Origin of the sequence: Pseudomonas sp. HMSC067G02 (assembly GCF_001813485.1) — a bacterium.
Taxonomy (GTDB): Bacteria; Pseudomonadota; Gammaproteobacteria; order Pseudomonadales; family Pseudomonadaceae; genus Pseudomonas; species Pseudomonas aeruginosa.
Map to the genome: position 1 here is coordinate 178,333 of NZ_KV812698.1, position 14,794 is coordinate 193,126.

The 14,794-nt window shown below is 66.8% G+C and carries 15 protein-coding genes; 3 read left to right on the forward strand and 12 right to left on the reverse strand.

Going from position 1 to position 14,794, the window contains the following annotated elements; translation table 11 throughout:
- Genes HMPREF2914_RS21045 through HMPREF2914_RS21075 form a run of 7 tightly spaced genes read right to left on the reverse strand, consistent with a single transcriptional unit; the run spans position 1 to position 7,729 of the window.
- Complete coding sequence (locus HMPREF2914_RS21045) at positions 1-1,332, reverse strand: DUF58 domain-containing protein (protein WP_023092835.1); 1,332 nt, start codon at positions 1,330-1,332, stop codon at positions 1-3.
- Positions 1,329-2,336 (reverse strand): AAA family ATPase, encoded by a 1,008-nt coding sequence (locus HMPREF2914_RS21050; protein WP_003093896.1) that lies wholly within the window; start codon positions 2,334-2,336, stop codon positions 1,329-1,331. Before HMPREF2914_RS21050 ends, HMPREF2914_RS21045 begins: the two co-directional genes overlap by 4 nt.
- Positions 2,333-3,616, reverse strand: coding sequence for a DUF4350 domain-containing protein (locus HMPREF2914_RS21055; protein WP_023092834.1), 1,284 nt, complete (start codon positions 3,614-3,616; stop codon positions 2,333-2,335). Before HMPREF2914_RS21055 ends, HMPREF2914_RS21050 begins: the two co-directional genes overlap by 4 nt.
- Positions 3,613-5,193: a DUF4129 domain-containing protein gene (locus tag HMPREF2914_RS21060; RefSeq protein WP_023092833.1), complete on the reverse strand. Its 1,581-nt coding sequence runs from the start codon at positions 5,191-5,193 to the stop codon at positions 3,613-3,615. Before HMPREF2914_RS21060 ends, HMPREF2914_RS21055 begins: the two co-directional genes overlap by 4 nt.
- On the reverse strand, positions 5,180-6,160 hold the full coding sequence (locus HMPREF2914_RS21065; protein ID WP_023092832.1) for a stage II sporulation protein M: 981 nt from the start codon (positions 6,158-6,160) through the stop codon (positions 5,180-5,182). Before HMPREF2914_RS21065 ends, HMPREF2914_RS21060 begins: the two co-directional genes overlap by 14 nt.
- The gene (locus tag HMPREF2914_RS21070) at positions 6,157-6,954 is read right to left on the reverse strand and encodes an RDD family protein (RefSeq protein WP_003134638.1); all 798 of its coding nucleotides are present in this window, start codon (positions 6,952-6,954) and stop codon (positions 6,157-6,159) included. Before HMPREF2914_RS21070 ends, HMPREF2914_RS21065 begins: the two co-directional genes overlap by 4 nt.
- Before the next feature lie 37 nt (positions 6,955-6,991).
- Positions 6,992-7,729 (reverse strand): hypothetical protein, encoded by a 738-nt coding sequence (locus HMPREF2914_RS21075; RefSeq protein ID WP_003101171.1) that lies wholly within the window; start codon positions 7,727-7,729, stop codon positions 6,992-6,994.
- A gap of 224 nt (positions 7,730-7,953) precedes the next feature.
- Here HMPREF2914_RS21075 and sbcB point away from each other — a divergent pair, with 224 nt between their 5' ends.
- On the forward strand, positions 7,954-9,396 hold the full coding sequence (gene sbcB / locus HMPREF2914_RS21080; RefSeq protein ID WP_009878058.1) for an exodeoxyribonuclease I: 1,443 nt from the start codon (positions 7,954-7,956) through the stop codon (positions 9,394-9,396).
- Between the two features lie 84 nt (positions 9,397-9,480).
- Here sbcB and mvaT read toward each other — a convergent pair whose 3' ends face one another.
- On the reverse strand, positions 9,481-9,855 hold the full coding sequence (mvaT, locus tag HMPREF2914_RS21085) for a histone-like nucleoid-structuring protein MvaT (RefSeq protein WP_003093888.1): 375 nt from the start codon (positions 9,853-9,855) through the stop codon (positions 9,481-9,483).
- Between the two features lie 259 nt (positions 9,856-10,114).
- Between mvaT and purU the strand changes: the two genes are divergently transcribed.
- Both purU and HMPREF2914_RS21095 read left to right on the forward strand, forming a co-directional pair.
- Positions 10,115-10,966 (forward strand): formyltetrahydrofolate deformylase, encoded by an 852-nt coding sequence (gene purU, locus HMPREF2914_RS21090; protein WP_003101174.1) that lies wholly within the window; start codon positions 10,115-10,117, stop codon positions 10,964-10,966.
- Positions 10,967-11,015: 49 nt separating this feature from the next.
- On the forward strand, positions 11,016-11,228 hold the full coding sequence (locus HMPREF2914_RS21095) for a hypothetical protein (RefSeq protein WP_023092831.1): 213 nt from the start codon (positions 11,016-11,018) through the stop codon (positions 11,226-11,228).
- On the opposite strand, the gene HMPREF2914_RS21100 is transcribed toward HMPREF2914_RS21095, so the two are convergent.
- From HMPREF2914_RS21100 to HMPREF2914_RS21115, 4 genes are all read right to left on the reverse strand, one after another.
- Positions 11,203-12,204 (reverse strand): glucosaminyl phosphatidylglycerol flippase, encoded by a 1,002-nt coding sequence (locus HMPREF2914_RS21100; protein ID WP_003093885.1) that lies wholly within the window; start codon positions 12,202-12,204, stop codon positions 11,203-11,205. The two genes, HMPREF2914_RS21095 and HMPREF2914_RS21100, sit on opposite strands and share 26 nt — an antisense overlap.
- Positions 12,201-12,962, reverse strand: coding sequence for an N-acetylglucosaminyl phosphatidylglycerol deacetylase (locus tag HMPREF2914_RS21105; protein ID WP_003093883.1), 762 nt, complete (start codon positions 12,960-12,962; stop codon positions 12,201-12,203). The genes HMPREF2914_RS21100 and HMPREF2914_RS21105 overlap by 4 nt, the downstream gene beginning before the upstream one ends.
- Positions 12,955-14,070, reverse strand: coding sequence for an N-acetylglucosaminyl phosphatidylglycerol synthase (locus HMPREF2914_RS21110; RefSeq protein ID WP_003110035.1), 1,116 nt, complete (start codon positions 14,068-14,070; stop codon positions 12,955-12,957). The genes HMPREF2914_RS21105 and HMPREF2914_RS21110 overlap by 8 nt, the downstream gene beginning before the upstream one ends.
- Before the next feature lie 317 nt (positions 14,071-14,387).
- A partial coding sequence (locus HMPREF2914_RS21115) for a methyl-accepting chemotaxis protein (protein WP_255250466.1) occupies positions 14,388-14,794 on the reverse strand: 407 nt, incomplete at its 5' end.

Sequence of the window (14,794 nt, forward strand, 5' to 3'; positions counted from 1 at the left end):
TCAAAGCACGCCGGCGCGCTTCCAGCCCAGGTAGCGGCTGATCAGCTCCGGCCCGAGTTCGCTGGGACGCGCATCGAGCACTGGCACGCCGTGGGCCGCGAGCTTCTCGTGGAGGCCGTTGCGCGCATTCAGGTAGTCGATGGTGCCGGTGTAGGCGAGCGCCTGCTCATAGCGGGCGACCGGCTCCTGGCGCAGGGTGTCGAGCACTTCCTCGCGCAGGCTGGCGACCAGCACCCGGTGCTGGCGGCCCAGGCGTTTCACCGCGCCGAGCAGTTCCTCGTCGTCCTCGTCGCGCAGGTTGGTCACCAGGATCACCAGGGCCCGCCGCCGCTGGCGGGACAGCACCGCCTGCACGGCTTCCGGGAAGTCGGCGGGACGCTGGCTGGTCTGCAGGTCGTAGACGGTGTTGAGCAGCGCGCCGAGCTGGGCGCTGCCCTTGCCCGGCGGGAGGTGCCGGCGGTCGTCGCCGGCGAAGGTCACGGCGCCCACCGCATCGCCCTGGCGCAGGGCCACGTAGGCCAGCAGCAGGCTGGCGTTGAGGGCATGGTCGAAGTGCGACAGGTCGCCGTCCTGGCTGCGCATGCGGCGGCCGCAGTCGAGCAGGAAGAGGATCTGCTGGTCGCGTTCGTCCTGGTATTCGCGGGCGATCGGCGTGCGTTTGCGAGCGGTGGCCTTCCAGTCGATCTGGCGCAGGGTGTCGCCGTCGCGGAATTCGCGCAACTGGTGGAACTCCAGGCCGAGGCCGCGGCGCTGGCCGCCGCGTACGCCGATCTGGTTGAGCCAGTGGTCGACCGCCATCAGTTCGGCGCCGTAGAGGCGGGCGAAGTCCGGGTAGACGCGGGTCTCGCCACGTGCTTCCAGGTAGCGGCGCTGCCGCCACAGGCGCAGCGGGCTGGGCAGTTCCAGCTCGCAGCGGGGAAACACGAAGTGACCGCGGTTGAGCGGCCGCACCCGGTAGCCGACCTCGGTGCTTTCGCCCGGGCGCAGTTCGACCTCCTGCGGCAGGTACTCGAAATCCATGCCGGCCGGCAGGTGATCGAACAGGGTCAGGCGAACCGGACGCCGATAGGTGTGCTGCAGATGCAGGCGCACTTCGCTCCAGCGCCCCAGCGGCAGGTTGCCGCTGAGCTGGCGGCTCAGCTTCGGCACCGCCTGGCGGCGCGCCCACAGGGCGTCCAGCAGGCCGAGCAGGAGCAGCGCGGCGAGCACCGCCCACCAGAATGTATGCAGTTGCGCAGGCAACCGCTGGCCGAGCGCCGACAGGCTGCCCAGGCCGATGGCCAGCAGCAGGAGCGCGGCGAACAGCGCCAGCAGGGCGCGCGATGGCTTCATACGCGGGGGGCCGGTACCTGGTCGAGCAACTGTTGCAGGACCTGGTCCACCGACAGCCCCTCGATGTCCAGCTCCGGAGACAGCCGGACCCGATGGCGCAGGACCGCCAGGGCACAGCCCTTGATGTCGTCCGGCACCACGAACTCGCCGCCGCGCAACAGCGCCCGCGCCCGGCCGCAACGGACCAGGGCGATCGACGCGCGAGGTCCGGCGCCGAGGGCCAGGCCCGGCCAGTTGCGGGTGGTGCGGGCCAGGCGCACGGCATAGTCGAGGACCTGGTCGTCGATCGGCAGGTCGCTGGCGATCCGCTGCAGGGCGAGAACGTCTTTGTCCTTCAGCAGCGGCCGCAGGTTGGCCACGTCGAGCATGTCGCTGCGCGCGGAGCGGGTCACCTGGCGCACCAGGGTCTGTTCCTCGGCTTCGGCCGGGTAATCGATGCGCAGCTTGAGCATGAAGCGGTCGAGTTCGGCTTCCGGCAGCGGATAGGTGCCTTCCTGCTCGATCGGGTTCTGCGTCGCCAGCACCATGAACGGCTGCGGCACCGGCAGGGCGCGTCCTTCCAGGGTGACCTGGCGCTCCTGCATCACTTCCAGGAGGGCGGCCTGGGTCTTGGCCGGCGCGCGGTTGATCTCGTCCGCCAGCAGCAGGTGGGTGAACACCGGCCCCTTGCGCAGCTTGAACTGCTCGCTGGCGAGGTCGTATACGGCGTGGCCGGTGACGTCGCTGGGCATCAGGTCGGGGGTGAACTGGATGCGCGCGAAGCCGCCGTCGAAGCAGCGCGCCAGGGCGCGTACCAGCAGGGTCTTGCCGAGCCCCGGCACGCCTTCCACCAACACGTGGCCGCCGGCGAGCAACGCGGTGAGCACATCGTCGATCACCGCGCCCTGGCCAATCAGGGCTTTCTGCAGTTCGCTGCGCAGGGCCTGGGCCAGCTGGCTGGCGCGCTGGCGCTGGAGCGCCGGGTTGGGCGCGGTGCTCGGTTGTTCGGGCGTCTGTTCGCTCATAGGGCATTCCTGAGGCTTTGCAGGTGGGCGACCTGGCGGGTGAAGTCGGCAGCGGAAAGGCGCTGCGCCGGATATGGGCGCATGGCCTGGCTGATGGCGCTGGGTGGCAGGCGGGTCATGCGACCGAGGATCTGCCATTGCTCGGCGACGCCGAGCTGTTCGAAACCGGGGTGGCGACGCCGCGCCCTGCGCAGGATGTCGCGTTGCAGACCGTGCAGCAAGGCGACGTGGCCGCGCTGGCGGAGGAGGAAGTCGGCGCCGGCGCGCAGGTGTTCCTCCAGTTGCCGGCGCGAACGGCTGGCCACCGGCTGCAAGGGACCCTGGCGCAGCCCTGCGCGCCACAGGCCAGCGAGCAACAGCAGCAGCGCTGCCGCCAGGGCCTCGGGGAAGTGGCGGGCGAGCAGGGTGGCGAGGCTGTCGCGTTCGGCGCGGTAGAGCAGGGTCACCTGGTTGTCCTGGGTCAGGTACCAGAGCAGCCAGGCGTTGTCGTACTGCTCGATGTTGCGGTTCTGCCAGATCCAGGCGTCGGTGAGCACCGTGACCAGGCCCTTGCCGTGCTGCATCTGCAACAGGTGGGTGGCGTCGCCGCTGTTGGCCCAGGCGTAGGCGTGGTTCTGCGGATCGTAGAGGTGGTAGTCGGGATCGAAGCCGATGTAGGCCGGCGAGCGCTCGTTTTCCAGGTACAGGCGGGTCAGTGCGGAATAGTCCGGCACGCTGTCGGCGGGCTCTTCTTCCTCGCCGGCGGCTTCCTCCGGCGGCGCTTCGGTCGCATGGTCGTCGACGCTACCTTCGTCGGCGTCGGCGTCGGCGTCGGCGTCGGCGGTTTCCTCTCTGGCCCGGTCCTGGCTGTCGTCGAAGTCCTCGGTCAGGTACTGGCGGATATCCAGGCTGTCGAGCAGCAGGTCGCCGCTCTTCTTCTCGTCCTCGTCCCACAGGCGTTCGGCGATCAGCACCAGATGCCCGCCCTGCTCGCTCCATTGCAGCAGGCGGCGCGCCTGGCCGGGAGTCATGCCGGAGCGGCTGCCGAGCAGGAGCAGGGTATGCCCGGAGGGCGGCAGTTCCTTGAGGACCTCAAGGCCGTCGGCGCGGCTCACCGTGACCCCCTGCTTGCGCAGGAACAGTTCGGCGGCCAGGTAGGGATTGCGCCGGGCCTCCGGCGATGGGCCGAGGTCGATCGTCTCCGTATAGGGTTGCAGGCGGCTGGCCAGGAAGATCGCCAGCAGCCCGGCCAGCAGCAGGAGCACGGCAAGCAACAGGAAGCGCGCGCGCCGGCTCATCATGGCTTGGCTCCCGCGGCGAAAAGGCTGCGCCAGCCATCGCAGAGGCGCTGGCGAGCGTCGTCGGCCGGCAGCCGGTGGCCGTAGGCGAGCGCCTGCCATTGGGCGGTCAGCAGTTGGCTGTAGTGCAGCAGCGGCCGTTGTTGCTCCAGTCCTTCGACCAGGCGCAGGACCTCGCCCTCGGTATGGGAGCCCTTCAACGGCAGGCGGTAGTCATGCAGCAGTCGGCTGAGCAGCCCGCGGTAGAGCAGGCCGAGGGCTTCCCGTGGTTTCTCGTTCCAGAGCCGTTCGGCGTTGCCGGCGATGTCGTCGGGCAGGCTTTCCGGACTGAGATCGAGGCCGAACATCACCGTCGGCGCTTCGCGGCGGGCCCGTTGCGGCAAGCCCAGGTTGCCGACGAACAGGCGCAGCCATTCTCGGTAGCGCCAGACCAGCAGGAACACCGCGCTGAACAGCAGAGCCCAGAGCAGCACTTCGATGACCTGCGCCGCGTGACGGAACGGCACCCAGTTGGCCAGGGCCTCGAAGAATGCCTTGAGCCGCTCTTCGTCCTCCTTGCGGCTGTCCTTTTTCTCGGTCTTGTCGCCGAAGCGCCAGCCCGTAACGGTCTCGCTGTTCTTGAACGGCGCGCCGTCGACGATCGCCCGGATCTGCTTGCCGGCCTGTTCGCTGTTGAGTTTCTGCCGCAGCAGGCGGGCCTGCTCGGGCGGCAGCTCGGCGTCGCCGGCGCTGGCGGCGCTGGCGGCGGCCGCCGGCTCGGCGTAGGCGGAAGGGGCGGGCAGCCAGGCCAGCGAAGCGGCCAGGCCGAGCAGCAGGACATAGGCGCTGCCGACCAGACGCTGGCGCAGGCGGCGGAACACCAGCTCGATGTCCCAGGCCTCCAGTTCGGTGCGCCGGTTCAGGTAGAGGGTGAAGCCGCAGGCCACGTAGATCGGCTCCCAGACTACCAGCACCAGGACGTAGAGCAGGTTCGAGAGGTGCTCCAGCCAGAGCCACTCGCCGGCTTCCGGGTCGAGCAGGCTCTGCCAGTTCCAGTCGATCTCGTTCTGCGCCGGGATCAGCAGGTAGAGAAGCATGGCGAAGCCGGCCCAGAGCGCCATTTCCAGGTGCACGCCGACCACGGTCAGCCAGGTCGCGCCGCCGGCGTTGCGCTGGGACAATACGATCAGGCGCTGGCTGCGGGGCTCCCCGGCGAGCCCTTCCAGTTGCAGGACCGGCAGGTCGAAGCTGCGCGTCGGACTGAAGCGGCGCCACAGCAGGCTGGCCGGCAACTGTTTCCTCAGCAGGGCGGGATAGGCGCGCAGGGCCTGCTTCAGGGTTGGCGTATCGCCGAACAGGGCGTGCGAGAGAATGTACAGCGGCAGTCGTTCGAAGGCCGGCTTGAGCCACCAGAAGATCAGGATCGCCAGGGTCGGATGCTGCCACAGCAGGAGGCTGAGCACGGCGAACAGCGGCAGGGTCAGCAACGCCCAACTGCCCATCAGCAGGCGCGCATGGCGATGCGCCAGGAGGATGCCGAGGTCGAGCGCTTCCCAGGCGCTGCGCGGTCGAATCGCCACGCTGGCGTCAGTCAGGCGCATGGCGGCTCCGTCCGGCGAACAGGAAGTAGCTGCCGACCAGCAGCCAGAGGACCGCGCCGACCGCGTACTTCACCCGCGGCTCGAAATGACTGATGGAAGACCAATAGGCCTCGGTGAAGGCCGCCAGCAGCAACAGCACGATCACCCCGGCGATCAGTTGCACGCTGCGCCGGGCCGCCAGCCGCAGGGCTTCGCCGCGGGTCAGGCGACCTGGCGCGAGCAGCGCCCAGCCGAGCTTAAGGCCGGCGGCGCCGGCGAAGGTGATGGCGGTCAGTTCGAACGCGCCGTGGCCGATGACGAACGGCCAGAAGGTCTGCACGTAGCCGATCTGCGTCAGGTGGCCGGCCACCGAACCGATCATCAGGCCATTGAACAGCAGGAAGAACAGGCTGCCGAGTCCCAGCAGCACGCCGCTGGCGAAGGTCTGAAAGGCGATGCCGATGTTGTTCATGATGTAGAAGCCGAACATTTCCCAGTCGTCGCTGGTGTCGCGTGCCCCCAACGGACCCAGGCGGGTGGTTTCCGGGGCGTACATAGACTCCATCTCGCTGACCTTGTCCGGGCTGACCACGCTGTAGATCAGGTCGGGAAAGTGATAGACCAGCAGCCCCATGAGCAGGGCGCTGCCGTAGAACAGCAGGCTGGCCACGGCGATGCTGCGCCATTCCTCGCGGACCAGGCGCGGCAGGCCGGCGAGCAGGAAGCCGAGGGTGCGGCTGCCGAGCTGGCTGCGGTGCCGGTAGAACTGCTGGTGGCCGCGCATCGCCAGTTGCTGCAACTGGTCGATCAGGTGACTGCTGTAGCCGCGCTCCTGGGCCAGCGCCAGTTGCTGGCAGAGGCGCCGGTAATCGGCGGCGAAGTCGTCGCTGGAGCCTTCCAGCTTCTTGCCTTTCTCGAGAAAGGCGAGGCGTTTGTCGAAGCGTTGCCAGGCGGCCTGGTGGCGCTGTTCGAAGAGGCTCTGTTTCATGCGCTCTCCTGACGCAGGCCGAGAAAGCCGCGGGCGATGCCGTTGATCTCGGCCTGGGCGCGTACCGGCTCGACGCCCAGCGGTTCGGCGAGAATGCCCGCCAGTTCCTCGCGGCGTGCCGAGGAAAGCGCCGCGCCGCGTTCGGCGAAACCGAGGAAGGCGCGCTGTTCTTCCAGGCTCATGGGGAAGGGCGGCAGTTGCGGCTCGACGTCAGGCAGGCTGGGCCGGCTCAGTTCGGGTTCGCGGTAGACCACCAGGGTGCCGGCGGCGATGTCGCCCAGGCGCTTGAAGGCCGGATGGTTCAGGCAACAGAGCAGACCGAGGGCGTAGCCGAAGGGCAGGATGTCGGCGAAGCGCAGCAGGTTGCGCAGCAGCGACGCGGCCCAGCCCACCGGAGTGCCGTCGTCGTGGACGACGCGCAGTCCCATCATCTGCTTGCCGGGCGAGCGGCCCTGGTTGAGCACCTCGAAGAGGACCATGTACCACCAGGTCATGACGAAGGTCAGCAGCAGGCCGAGGCCGGCGCCGAGCTTGCCGAGGAACGCCAGGCCGAGCATCAGCACCAGCATGATCAGGCCGCGGATGCAGAGGTCGATGGTATAGGCCAGGGCCCGGGGGACGACGCCGGCGGGACGCAGGAGCAGGTCGATGCCTTCCGGCGTTTCCACGTGGTAGTGGGTGTCGAGGACCTCGGCGCCTGGCCGGGGGGCGGGCGCGACGAGGCGGGCGGCTGCGTTCGGTGGCATCGGGGGGCCGTGTCGGGGAAAGTCAGATGCTAGCCAGCGTGGCGTCATCAGGCAACCGGGCCGCCGCGACGGCCCGGTCTGCACCTCAGTTGCCCAGCGGGCGAACGCCGAAGATGGTGCGGTAGAGAATACCCATGGAAACGACGAACAGCGGGCCGGTCCAGATCAGGCCGATGAACAGCGGGATCATGCTCACCAGCATCAGCAGGCTCAGCACCAGCAGCAGGCCGAACACCTTGAACCAGTGGCGGCTGATGGCCTTGCGCGAGGTTTCCAGGGCCTGCCAGGGCGTCAGGCCGCGCTCGGCCACCAGCGGCAGGGCGAGCATGTAGGCGACGCTCAGGTAGAGGCCGGGGATGATCAGCAGGAAGAAGCCGACGTAGACCATCAGCATCATCAGCAGGCCGGTGAGCAGCAGCGGCACCAGCATGCCGAAGTAGTTGAACATTTCGTTGAAGGTCGCCGGCTGGTCGGCGGCGCGGCGGATGCCGATCATGGTCAGGCCGGTGAAGAACGGGTAGCCCACCGCCGTGGCGACCAGGCTGGCGATCATCTGGCCGACCGCGAAGGCGATGGGATCGGCCTCGCTCATCAGGCCGATACCGCCGAAGAGCAGGGTGAGGATGAAGGTGATGGTCTGGATCACCACGCTGTAGACCACGAAGGCGCCGATCAGGATGCCTTTGACGCCCTTGATCTTGGCCCAGGCTTCGCTGATCACGTCGCCGATGCGGAAGTCGTAGTCGCCGATGACCGGCGGCACCGCCTGGGTCGGTTGCAGGGCGCTGGCGGGGGTGGCGTAGGGATTGCTGGTGTCGTTCATGGTGCTGTCCTTGTCAGTGAAACGGGCATCCGTGCGAGCGGAATGCTAGCGAGGGCGGAGGGGACAACGCAAGGTTCGGATGGCAGATATGCGCACTGACGCGCCCTGGCGGGCTGTGCCTACGGCGCTTTCCGTGAGTTCGTTGGAAAACCTGGAAATCCCCGAAGTGGGTCGCGAGCTTCGCGGCAGTCACTGGTAGACTGCCCGGTGCCGCCAGAAAGGGAATGACCGTGAACGCGAGTATTTTTTGGTACGACTACGAAACCACCGGCATCGACCCTCGCCGCGACCGGCCGTTGCAGATCGCCGGGATCCGCACGGACGAGGCGCTGAACGAGATCGGCGAGCCGATGAACCTGTATTGCCGTCCCAGCGACGATATCCTGCCTCACCCTATGGCTTGCCTGATCACCGGCATCACTCCCCAGCGGCTGGCCGAGCGGGGGCTGTCCGAGGCCGACTTCATGACCCGGGTACACGCCCAGCTGGCGCAGCCGGCGACCTGCGTGGCCGGCTACAACTCCCTGCGCTTCGACGACGAAGTGACGCGCTACAGCCTGTACCGCAACTTCTTCGATCCCTACGCCCGCGAGTGGCAAGGCGGCAATAGCCGCTGGGACCTGATCGACATGGTCCGTACCGCCTATGCCCTGCGCCCGGAGGGCATCCAGTGGCCGCAGCTGGACGGCCGGCTGTCGCTGAAGCTGGAAATGCTCACCGCGGCAAACGGCCTGGAGCATGGCCAGGCCCACGACGCGCTTTCCGATGTCCGCGCCACCATTGCCCTGGCCCGCCTGATCCGTCAGCGCCAGCCGCGCCTGTACGATTACCTCTACCAATTGCGCAGCAAGCACAAGGTGCTCGACCAGGTGCGCCTGCTGCAGCCGCTGGTGCATGTCTCCGGACGCTTTTCCGCGGAGCGCCATTTCCTCTCGGTGGTCCTGCCGCTGGCCTGGCACCCGCGCAACCGCAATGCCCTGATCGTCTGCGACCTCTGCGCCGATCCCGCGCCGCTGCTGGAGTTGTCGGCCGAAGACTTGCGCAGGCGCCTGTATACCCGTCGCGACGAACTGGCCGAGGGCGAGTTGCCGGTGCCGCTGAAGCAGATCCAGGTCAACCGTTGCCCGGTGGTGGCGCCGCTGTCGGTATTGCGCGCCGAGGATCGCCAGCGAACCGGCATCGAACTCGAGGAGTGCCAGCGAAAAGCCGAGTTGTTGCGCCAGCATCAAACCGTCTGGGCGGACAAACTGACAGCGCTATATGGCGAAGAAAGTTTCTCCGCCAGCGACGACCCCGAGCAACAGTTGTATGACGGATTTATTGGCGATCGGGATCGACGCCTTTGTGAACAGCTGCGCCTTGCCGAACCGGAGCAATTGGCCAAAGAACAATGGCCCTTCGACGATGCCCGTTTGCAGGAGTTGTTCTTCCGCTATCGTGCGCGAAATTTCCCGGAAACTTTAAATGTGGACGAGCGCCAACAATGGGAAAGCTTCTGCCGCAATCGTTTGTCCCATGAAGAATACGGCGCACCGAATACTTTGCCGGCCTTCGAGGCGGCGCTGGAGGCTTGTCGGCAAGAGCAGGGCGGCACATTGCCGGCGGTACTTGCGGCCTGGCGCGATTACGCCGCGGAACTGCGTCAACGCTATTCGCTGGAGACTTGAGGACGCAGGCAGAGGAGTCGGTACGATCCGGCGGAAATGAAAAACGCCAGCACTGGGCTGGCGTTCTTCGTGGAACTGACTGGTTTAGCCGAGCAGGGTGGCCCAGCTCTCGACGGCCTCGGGGCCCCACTTGGCTTTCCACTCTTTCAAAGTCTTGTGGTTGCCGCCCTTGGTCTCGATGACTTCGCCGGTGTGCGGGTTCTTGTACTGCTTGACCTTGCGCGCGCGCTTGCCGGCAGGCGCCTTGGCGGTGCGGGTGCTCTTGCCGATCTTGGCGTCCGGATCGAGCAGGGAAATCACGTCACGCAGGGACTTCTGGTAAGTGCCCATCAGCGTGCGCAGCTTCTCTTCGAATTCCAGTTCTTTTTTCAGTTTGTCGTCTTGTTCCAGGGACTTCAGGCGCTCCTGAAGTTCCTTGATGGCTTCTTCCGTGGCGCGATATTCGTTGATCAGGGACATGTCAGGTACCTTGTCTGTGCTGAGTGGCGGTGGCGGGCATGTAAGTAGATTCAATAATAGTCAGGGCGAAACTGTAAGTAAACCGCGATGAAAACTTTTCTCGATGAAATTCAAAGTAATTAATTCCGCATCGGGATTGCCCTGTTGTGCGGGTTTATTCTCTCGCGCAACAGCCTGTCGAAAGGCCTTCGTCGAGGCTGAACTTTTCCCGCCATGCCGCTAGAATGGCGGCCTTTCGCGATGTTTCTGGAGTATACCCATGCGCACTTTTCGGCTGGTGATCGCCTGTCCCGACGGGGTCGGGATCGTTGCCAAGGTGAGTAACTTCCTGGCCACCTACAATGGCTGGATCACCGAAGCCAGCCATCATTCCGACAACGATAACGGCTGGTTCTTCATGCGCCACGAGATCCGTGCCGACTCTCTGCCGTTCGACCTGGATGGCTTCCGCCAGGCTTTCGCCCCGATCGCCCGCGAATTCTCCATGGAATGGCGGATCACCGATTCCGAGGTGAAGAAGCGCGTGGTGCTGATGGCCAGCAAGGAGTCCCATTGCCTGGCCGATCTGCTGCACCGCTGGCACAGCGGCGAACTGGACTGCGAGATTCCCTGCGTGATCGCCAACCACGACGACCTGCGCAGCATGGTCGAGTGGCACGGTATCCCGTATTTCCACGTTCCCGTCGATCCGCAGGACAAGCAGCCGGCTTTCGATGAAGTTTCCCGGCTGATCGACGAACATGGCGCCGACTGCATCGTCCTGGCTCGCTACATGCAGATCCTGCCGCCGGACCTGTGCCGCAAGTACGCCCACCAGGTGATCAACATCCACCACAGCTTCCTGCCGTCCTTCATCGGCGCCAAGCCGTATCACCAGGCGTCGAAGCGCGGGGTCAAGCTGATCGGCGCGACCAGCCACTACGTGACCGAGGAACTGGATGCCGGTCCGATCATCGAGCAGGACGTGGTGCGGGTCACTCACCGCGACAATGTCGAAGACATGGTGCGGCTGGGCAAGGACGTGGAAAAGCTGGTGCTCGCGCGCGGACTGCGCTATCACCTGGAAGACCGCGTACTGGTACACGGCAACAAGACGGTGGTGTTCGACTGAGCCGGCTCCCCTGGAATGCCGGCCGGGGCCGGCACCCGGAGGAACGAACATGAGCGATCCCAGGTCGGCGGGCACCGCCAGCCCGCCACCGACCCTCGGCGAGGGTTGCACCAGCCGTTACGACATCGACGCCCTCGGCGACGAGGACGGAACCGAGTTTCCCGGCGCGGCCGAACTCTGGCGGCGTATCCAGGAGAGCGCCAGCGAGACGGGCGAGGCTGACGCCGAGGATGCGCTCAGGAAGACGCCTCGCGACTGCTGATCAGCTTCTTCAGCAGCGGGCGTCCGGCGAGCACGGCGAACACCGGGCCGCCGGCGACGAGGTAGAAATAGAAGGTCACCGCTCGCCAGATGACGATGGCCGCCGCCGCCGTCGACTTGCCGATCATGGGGGCCAGCAGGGCCGCCGAGGTCAACTCGGTGCCGCCGGCGCCGCCGGGGATCAGCGAGAGCTGTCCGGCGCTGAGCGAGACCATCTGGATCAGGAAGGTCCAGGCCCACTGGATATCCACTCCCAGGCCGCGCAGGGTCAGATCGAGCACGCTGAAGCGCAGTAGCCAGTGCGTACTGCTGAGAAGGAAGACCGCCAGCAGGCGTCGTTTCGGCAGGCGCAGGCTGTCGTGCAGGGCAATGCGGAAATGCAGGATCTTGCGGCCCCAGTGCAGGCGCTTGCGCGATGACACGCCGAGCCGCGCCAGAACCCGCCCGTTGAAGCGGATCACCTGGTGCAGGTAGCGGATCAGCATTACCGCGCCGACGAACAGGCCGACCAGGAATACCGCGCTGAAGATCAGGCTCGATTCCATGTTCGGGCTCAGCGAATGGCTGAGGGCATAGATCAGGATCGCGCCGAGGGCGCAGAGGAAGAACGTCAGGTCGGCCAACTGGTCGACCGCGAACACCGCGCTGGTCTGTGCCGGGCGCAGGCCGCGCCGGGCCAGCAGCGCCATCAGGGTCAACGGCCCGCCGCTGCCGCCCGGAGTGGCGCAGAAAGCGAATTCGCTGGCCATGATGATGCCGACGCTCTGCAACTGCCCGAGCTTGCCGGCGCGCCCGGCGAGCAGCAGCCGCAGGCGCAGGCCGTTGATGAACCAGCAGACCACGATCATGCCGAACATCAGCAGCAGGCTGTCCAGCGGGAAGGCGCGCAAGCGCGAGAACATGTCGCTGCCGCCGAGCACCAGCGGAATCAGCGAGGCACCGATCAAACCGAACAGCAGTAACCAGCCTCGACTCATGCCGCGTGGTCCAGGGCGAGGCGGCGCTCCAGCCAGTCGATCTTGGTCAGCGGCTGGCGCCCCTCGGACAGCAGGGTGCGCAGGGTACGCAGCCAGTATTCGCGGGAAAAGCGATGGCGCATGTCGACCGGATGGAGTCCGAGGCGGATCACCGGCGCTGCGCGCCAGGCCCGCCGGCGCTGCTCGCTGAGCGCCCAGGAGAGGCCGCGACGCCAGGCACTGCGCGCGCTCCAGACCAGACCGGGGGCCTCGATCGGTTGCAGGTGGGGAAGCCGATACAGGTTGGACGGGTCGCTGGTGTAGCGCAGTCCGCTCTCGCCGAGCGCCTGGCGGGTGCCGGCGCTCATCAGCCAGGCCGGCGCGACGAAACCGTGCAGCGGCCATCCGCGGCGGCGGAACAGTTCGATGCCGGCGGCCAGGCGGGCCTTGGCCTCGGCGTGGTCGAGGGCATAGAACTCTCCCTCCCAGGTGTAGATGCGACGCATGAAGTATTGCCCTGGAGTACGCGGTGGTGGGGCGTCATCGTAGTGATAGAAGCCGTGGAGAGCCAGTTCGTCACCCCGGGCCACCCGCCGCGAGAGCAGTTCGCAGAACTTTTCGTCGGCTTCCAACGGGTTGCGATGGTGGAAGTCGGGCACTACCAGCCAGGTCATGGGGACCTGGCCGAGCGCGTCCACGGCCTCGACGAAGGGCCGGTAGTCCGGCCAGGTTTCCGGGGCCACGTCGTGCAACACCAGCAGCAGGCTGCGTTCAGCCATAGCGCGGGAACCTCGCCTCGCTGTCGCCGAGTACCGCGTGGTAGTGCAGGAGCAGACCGGCGACCACCGCGTCCCAGGCATGCTGGCGCTCGACGTGACGGCGGGCGCGCTGGCCGCGCAGCTCGACGTCGTGGCTGAACAGTTCGCGCACCGCGCAGGCCATGGCGTCGCCGTTGTTCGGTGCGCAGAGCACGCCGCAACGCTCCGGGACTATTTCCGCCAGAGCCCCGGCGCGCACCGCCACCACCGGAATACCGCTGGCCATCGCTTCGAGTGCGACCAGGCCGAAGGTCTCCTGGTCACCGGCGTGCAGCAGCGCGTCGCTGCTCGCCAGCAGGCGGGCGACTTCGCGGCTGTCGCAGAAATGGTCGACCACGCTGGTGTTGCGCGGTACCCGGGTCGGCATGTTGGAACCCACCAGCAACAGGTGATAGCCGTCGCCGAGGCGCTGGATGGCGTCGAGCAGTACCGGCAGGTTCTTTTCCCGCGAACCGCGCCCGGCGAACACCAGCAGGCGGGTTTCCTCGTCCAGGCCGAGTTCCTGGCGCAGCCCCGGATCGCGGTTGCTCGGATGGAAGGTGACCAGGTCGACGCCCAGCGGTTGTACATGCACGTCGGCGACGCCCAAGCGCATCAGCTTTTCCGCCATTACCCGGCTGGGGGCCAGGACCCGGTCGAAGTGGCCGTACAGCTTGCTGACGTAGTTGTCCGCGTTGGTGCCGAGCCAGGCGCCCATGCGATTGCTCACCAGCAGCGGCAGGTCGGAGTGGTAGAAGCCGATCACCGGCACGTCCAGCCGACGTCGCGCGTCGAGCGCCGCCCAGGCGGTGAGGTACGGGTCGCCGACCTCGATCAGGTCCGGTTGCAGATTGCGCAGCACCTTGCGCCAGGGGCCGCGACGGAGAGGGAAGCGGTAGCCATTGCCGAATGGCAGCGGCGGCGCCGGCACCTCGTGGATGCCGTTCGCCTGGCGATAGCCGGCGCCGGGAACCAGCACGCTGTGGCGAATGCCGGGATAGTGCCAGAGATGGCGATGCTTGGCTTCGAGATAGGTGCGTACCCCCCCGCTGGCAGGCGCGTAGAACATGGTCATATCGGCGATGTGCACGATGGGCCTTCCTCCGTTGAGCTTGTTCCTTCTGCCACTCAGTGGACCACCGGCGCCGGCAGTCGTTCGAACGGTGTGCGGGAGCCATGGGTAGCTTCAAGTCTAGGAAAGAAAGCGCGAGCCGGCGCGTTCGGGGCAGCCAGCGCGGGAATAGGTCGCAGAGGGAGCGGGCGGAGAGGAAGGCATGCCTCGGGAGGCATCCTGGCAGGATAAGGGTGAACAACGCCGTTGGCGTTGTTCACCCTACGAATGGCCGGGGGTAGGGCGGATAGCCGCGGCGCGATTATCCGCCGGTTCGGCTACGGCTCGGGCAGTGCTCAGATCTTGAAGCTGTCCACCAGCTGGCGCAGGCGCCCGGCCTGGGTTTCCAGCTCGCCGCAAGCGCGCAGGGTGGCCTGGAGGTTCTCCACGCCTTCCTGGTTGAGGGTGTTGATCTCGGTGATGTCCATGTTCAGCGAATCGACCACCGCGGTCTGCTCCTCGGTGGCGGTGGCCACCGACTGATTCATCCCGTCGATCTCGGCGATCCGTCCGGTGACACTGCTCAGGCGTTCGCCGGCACGGTTGGCGATCTCCACGCTCTCCAGGCTGTAGCGCTGACTCTCGGTCATGGTGCTGACCGCTTCCTGGGCGCCGATCTGCAGTTCCTCGATCATCTTCTGGATCTGCTGGGCCGACTCCTGGGCGCGGTGGGCCAGGTTGCGCACCTCGTCGGCGACCACCG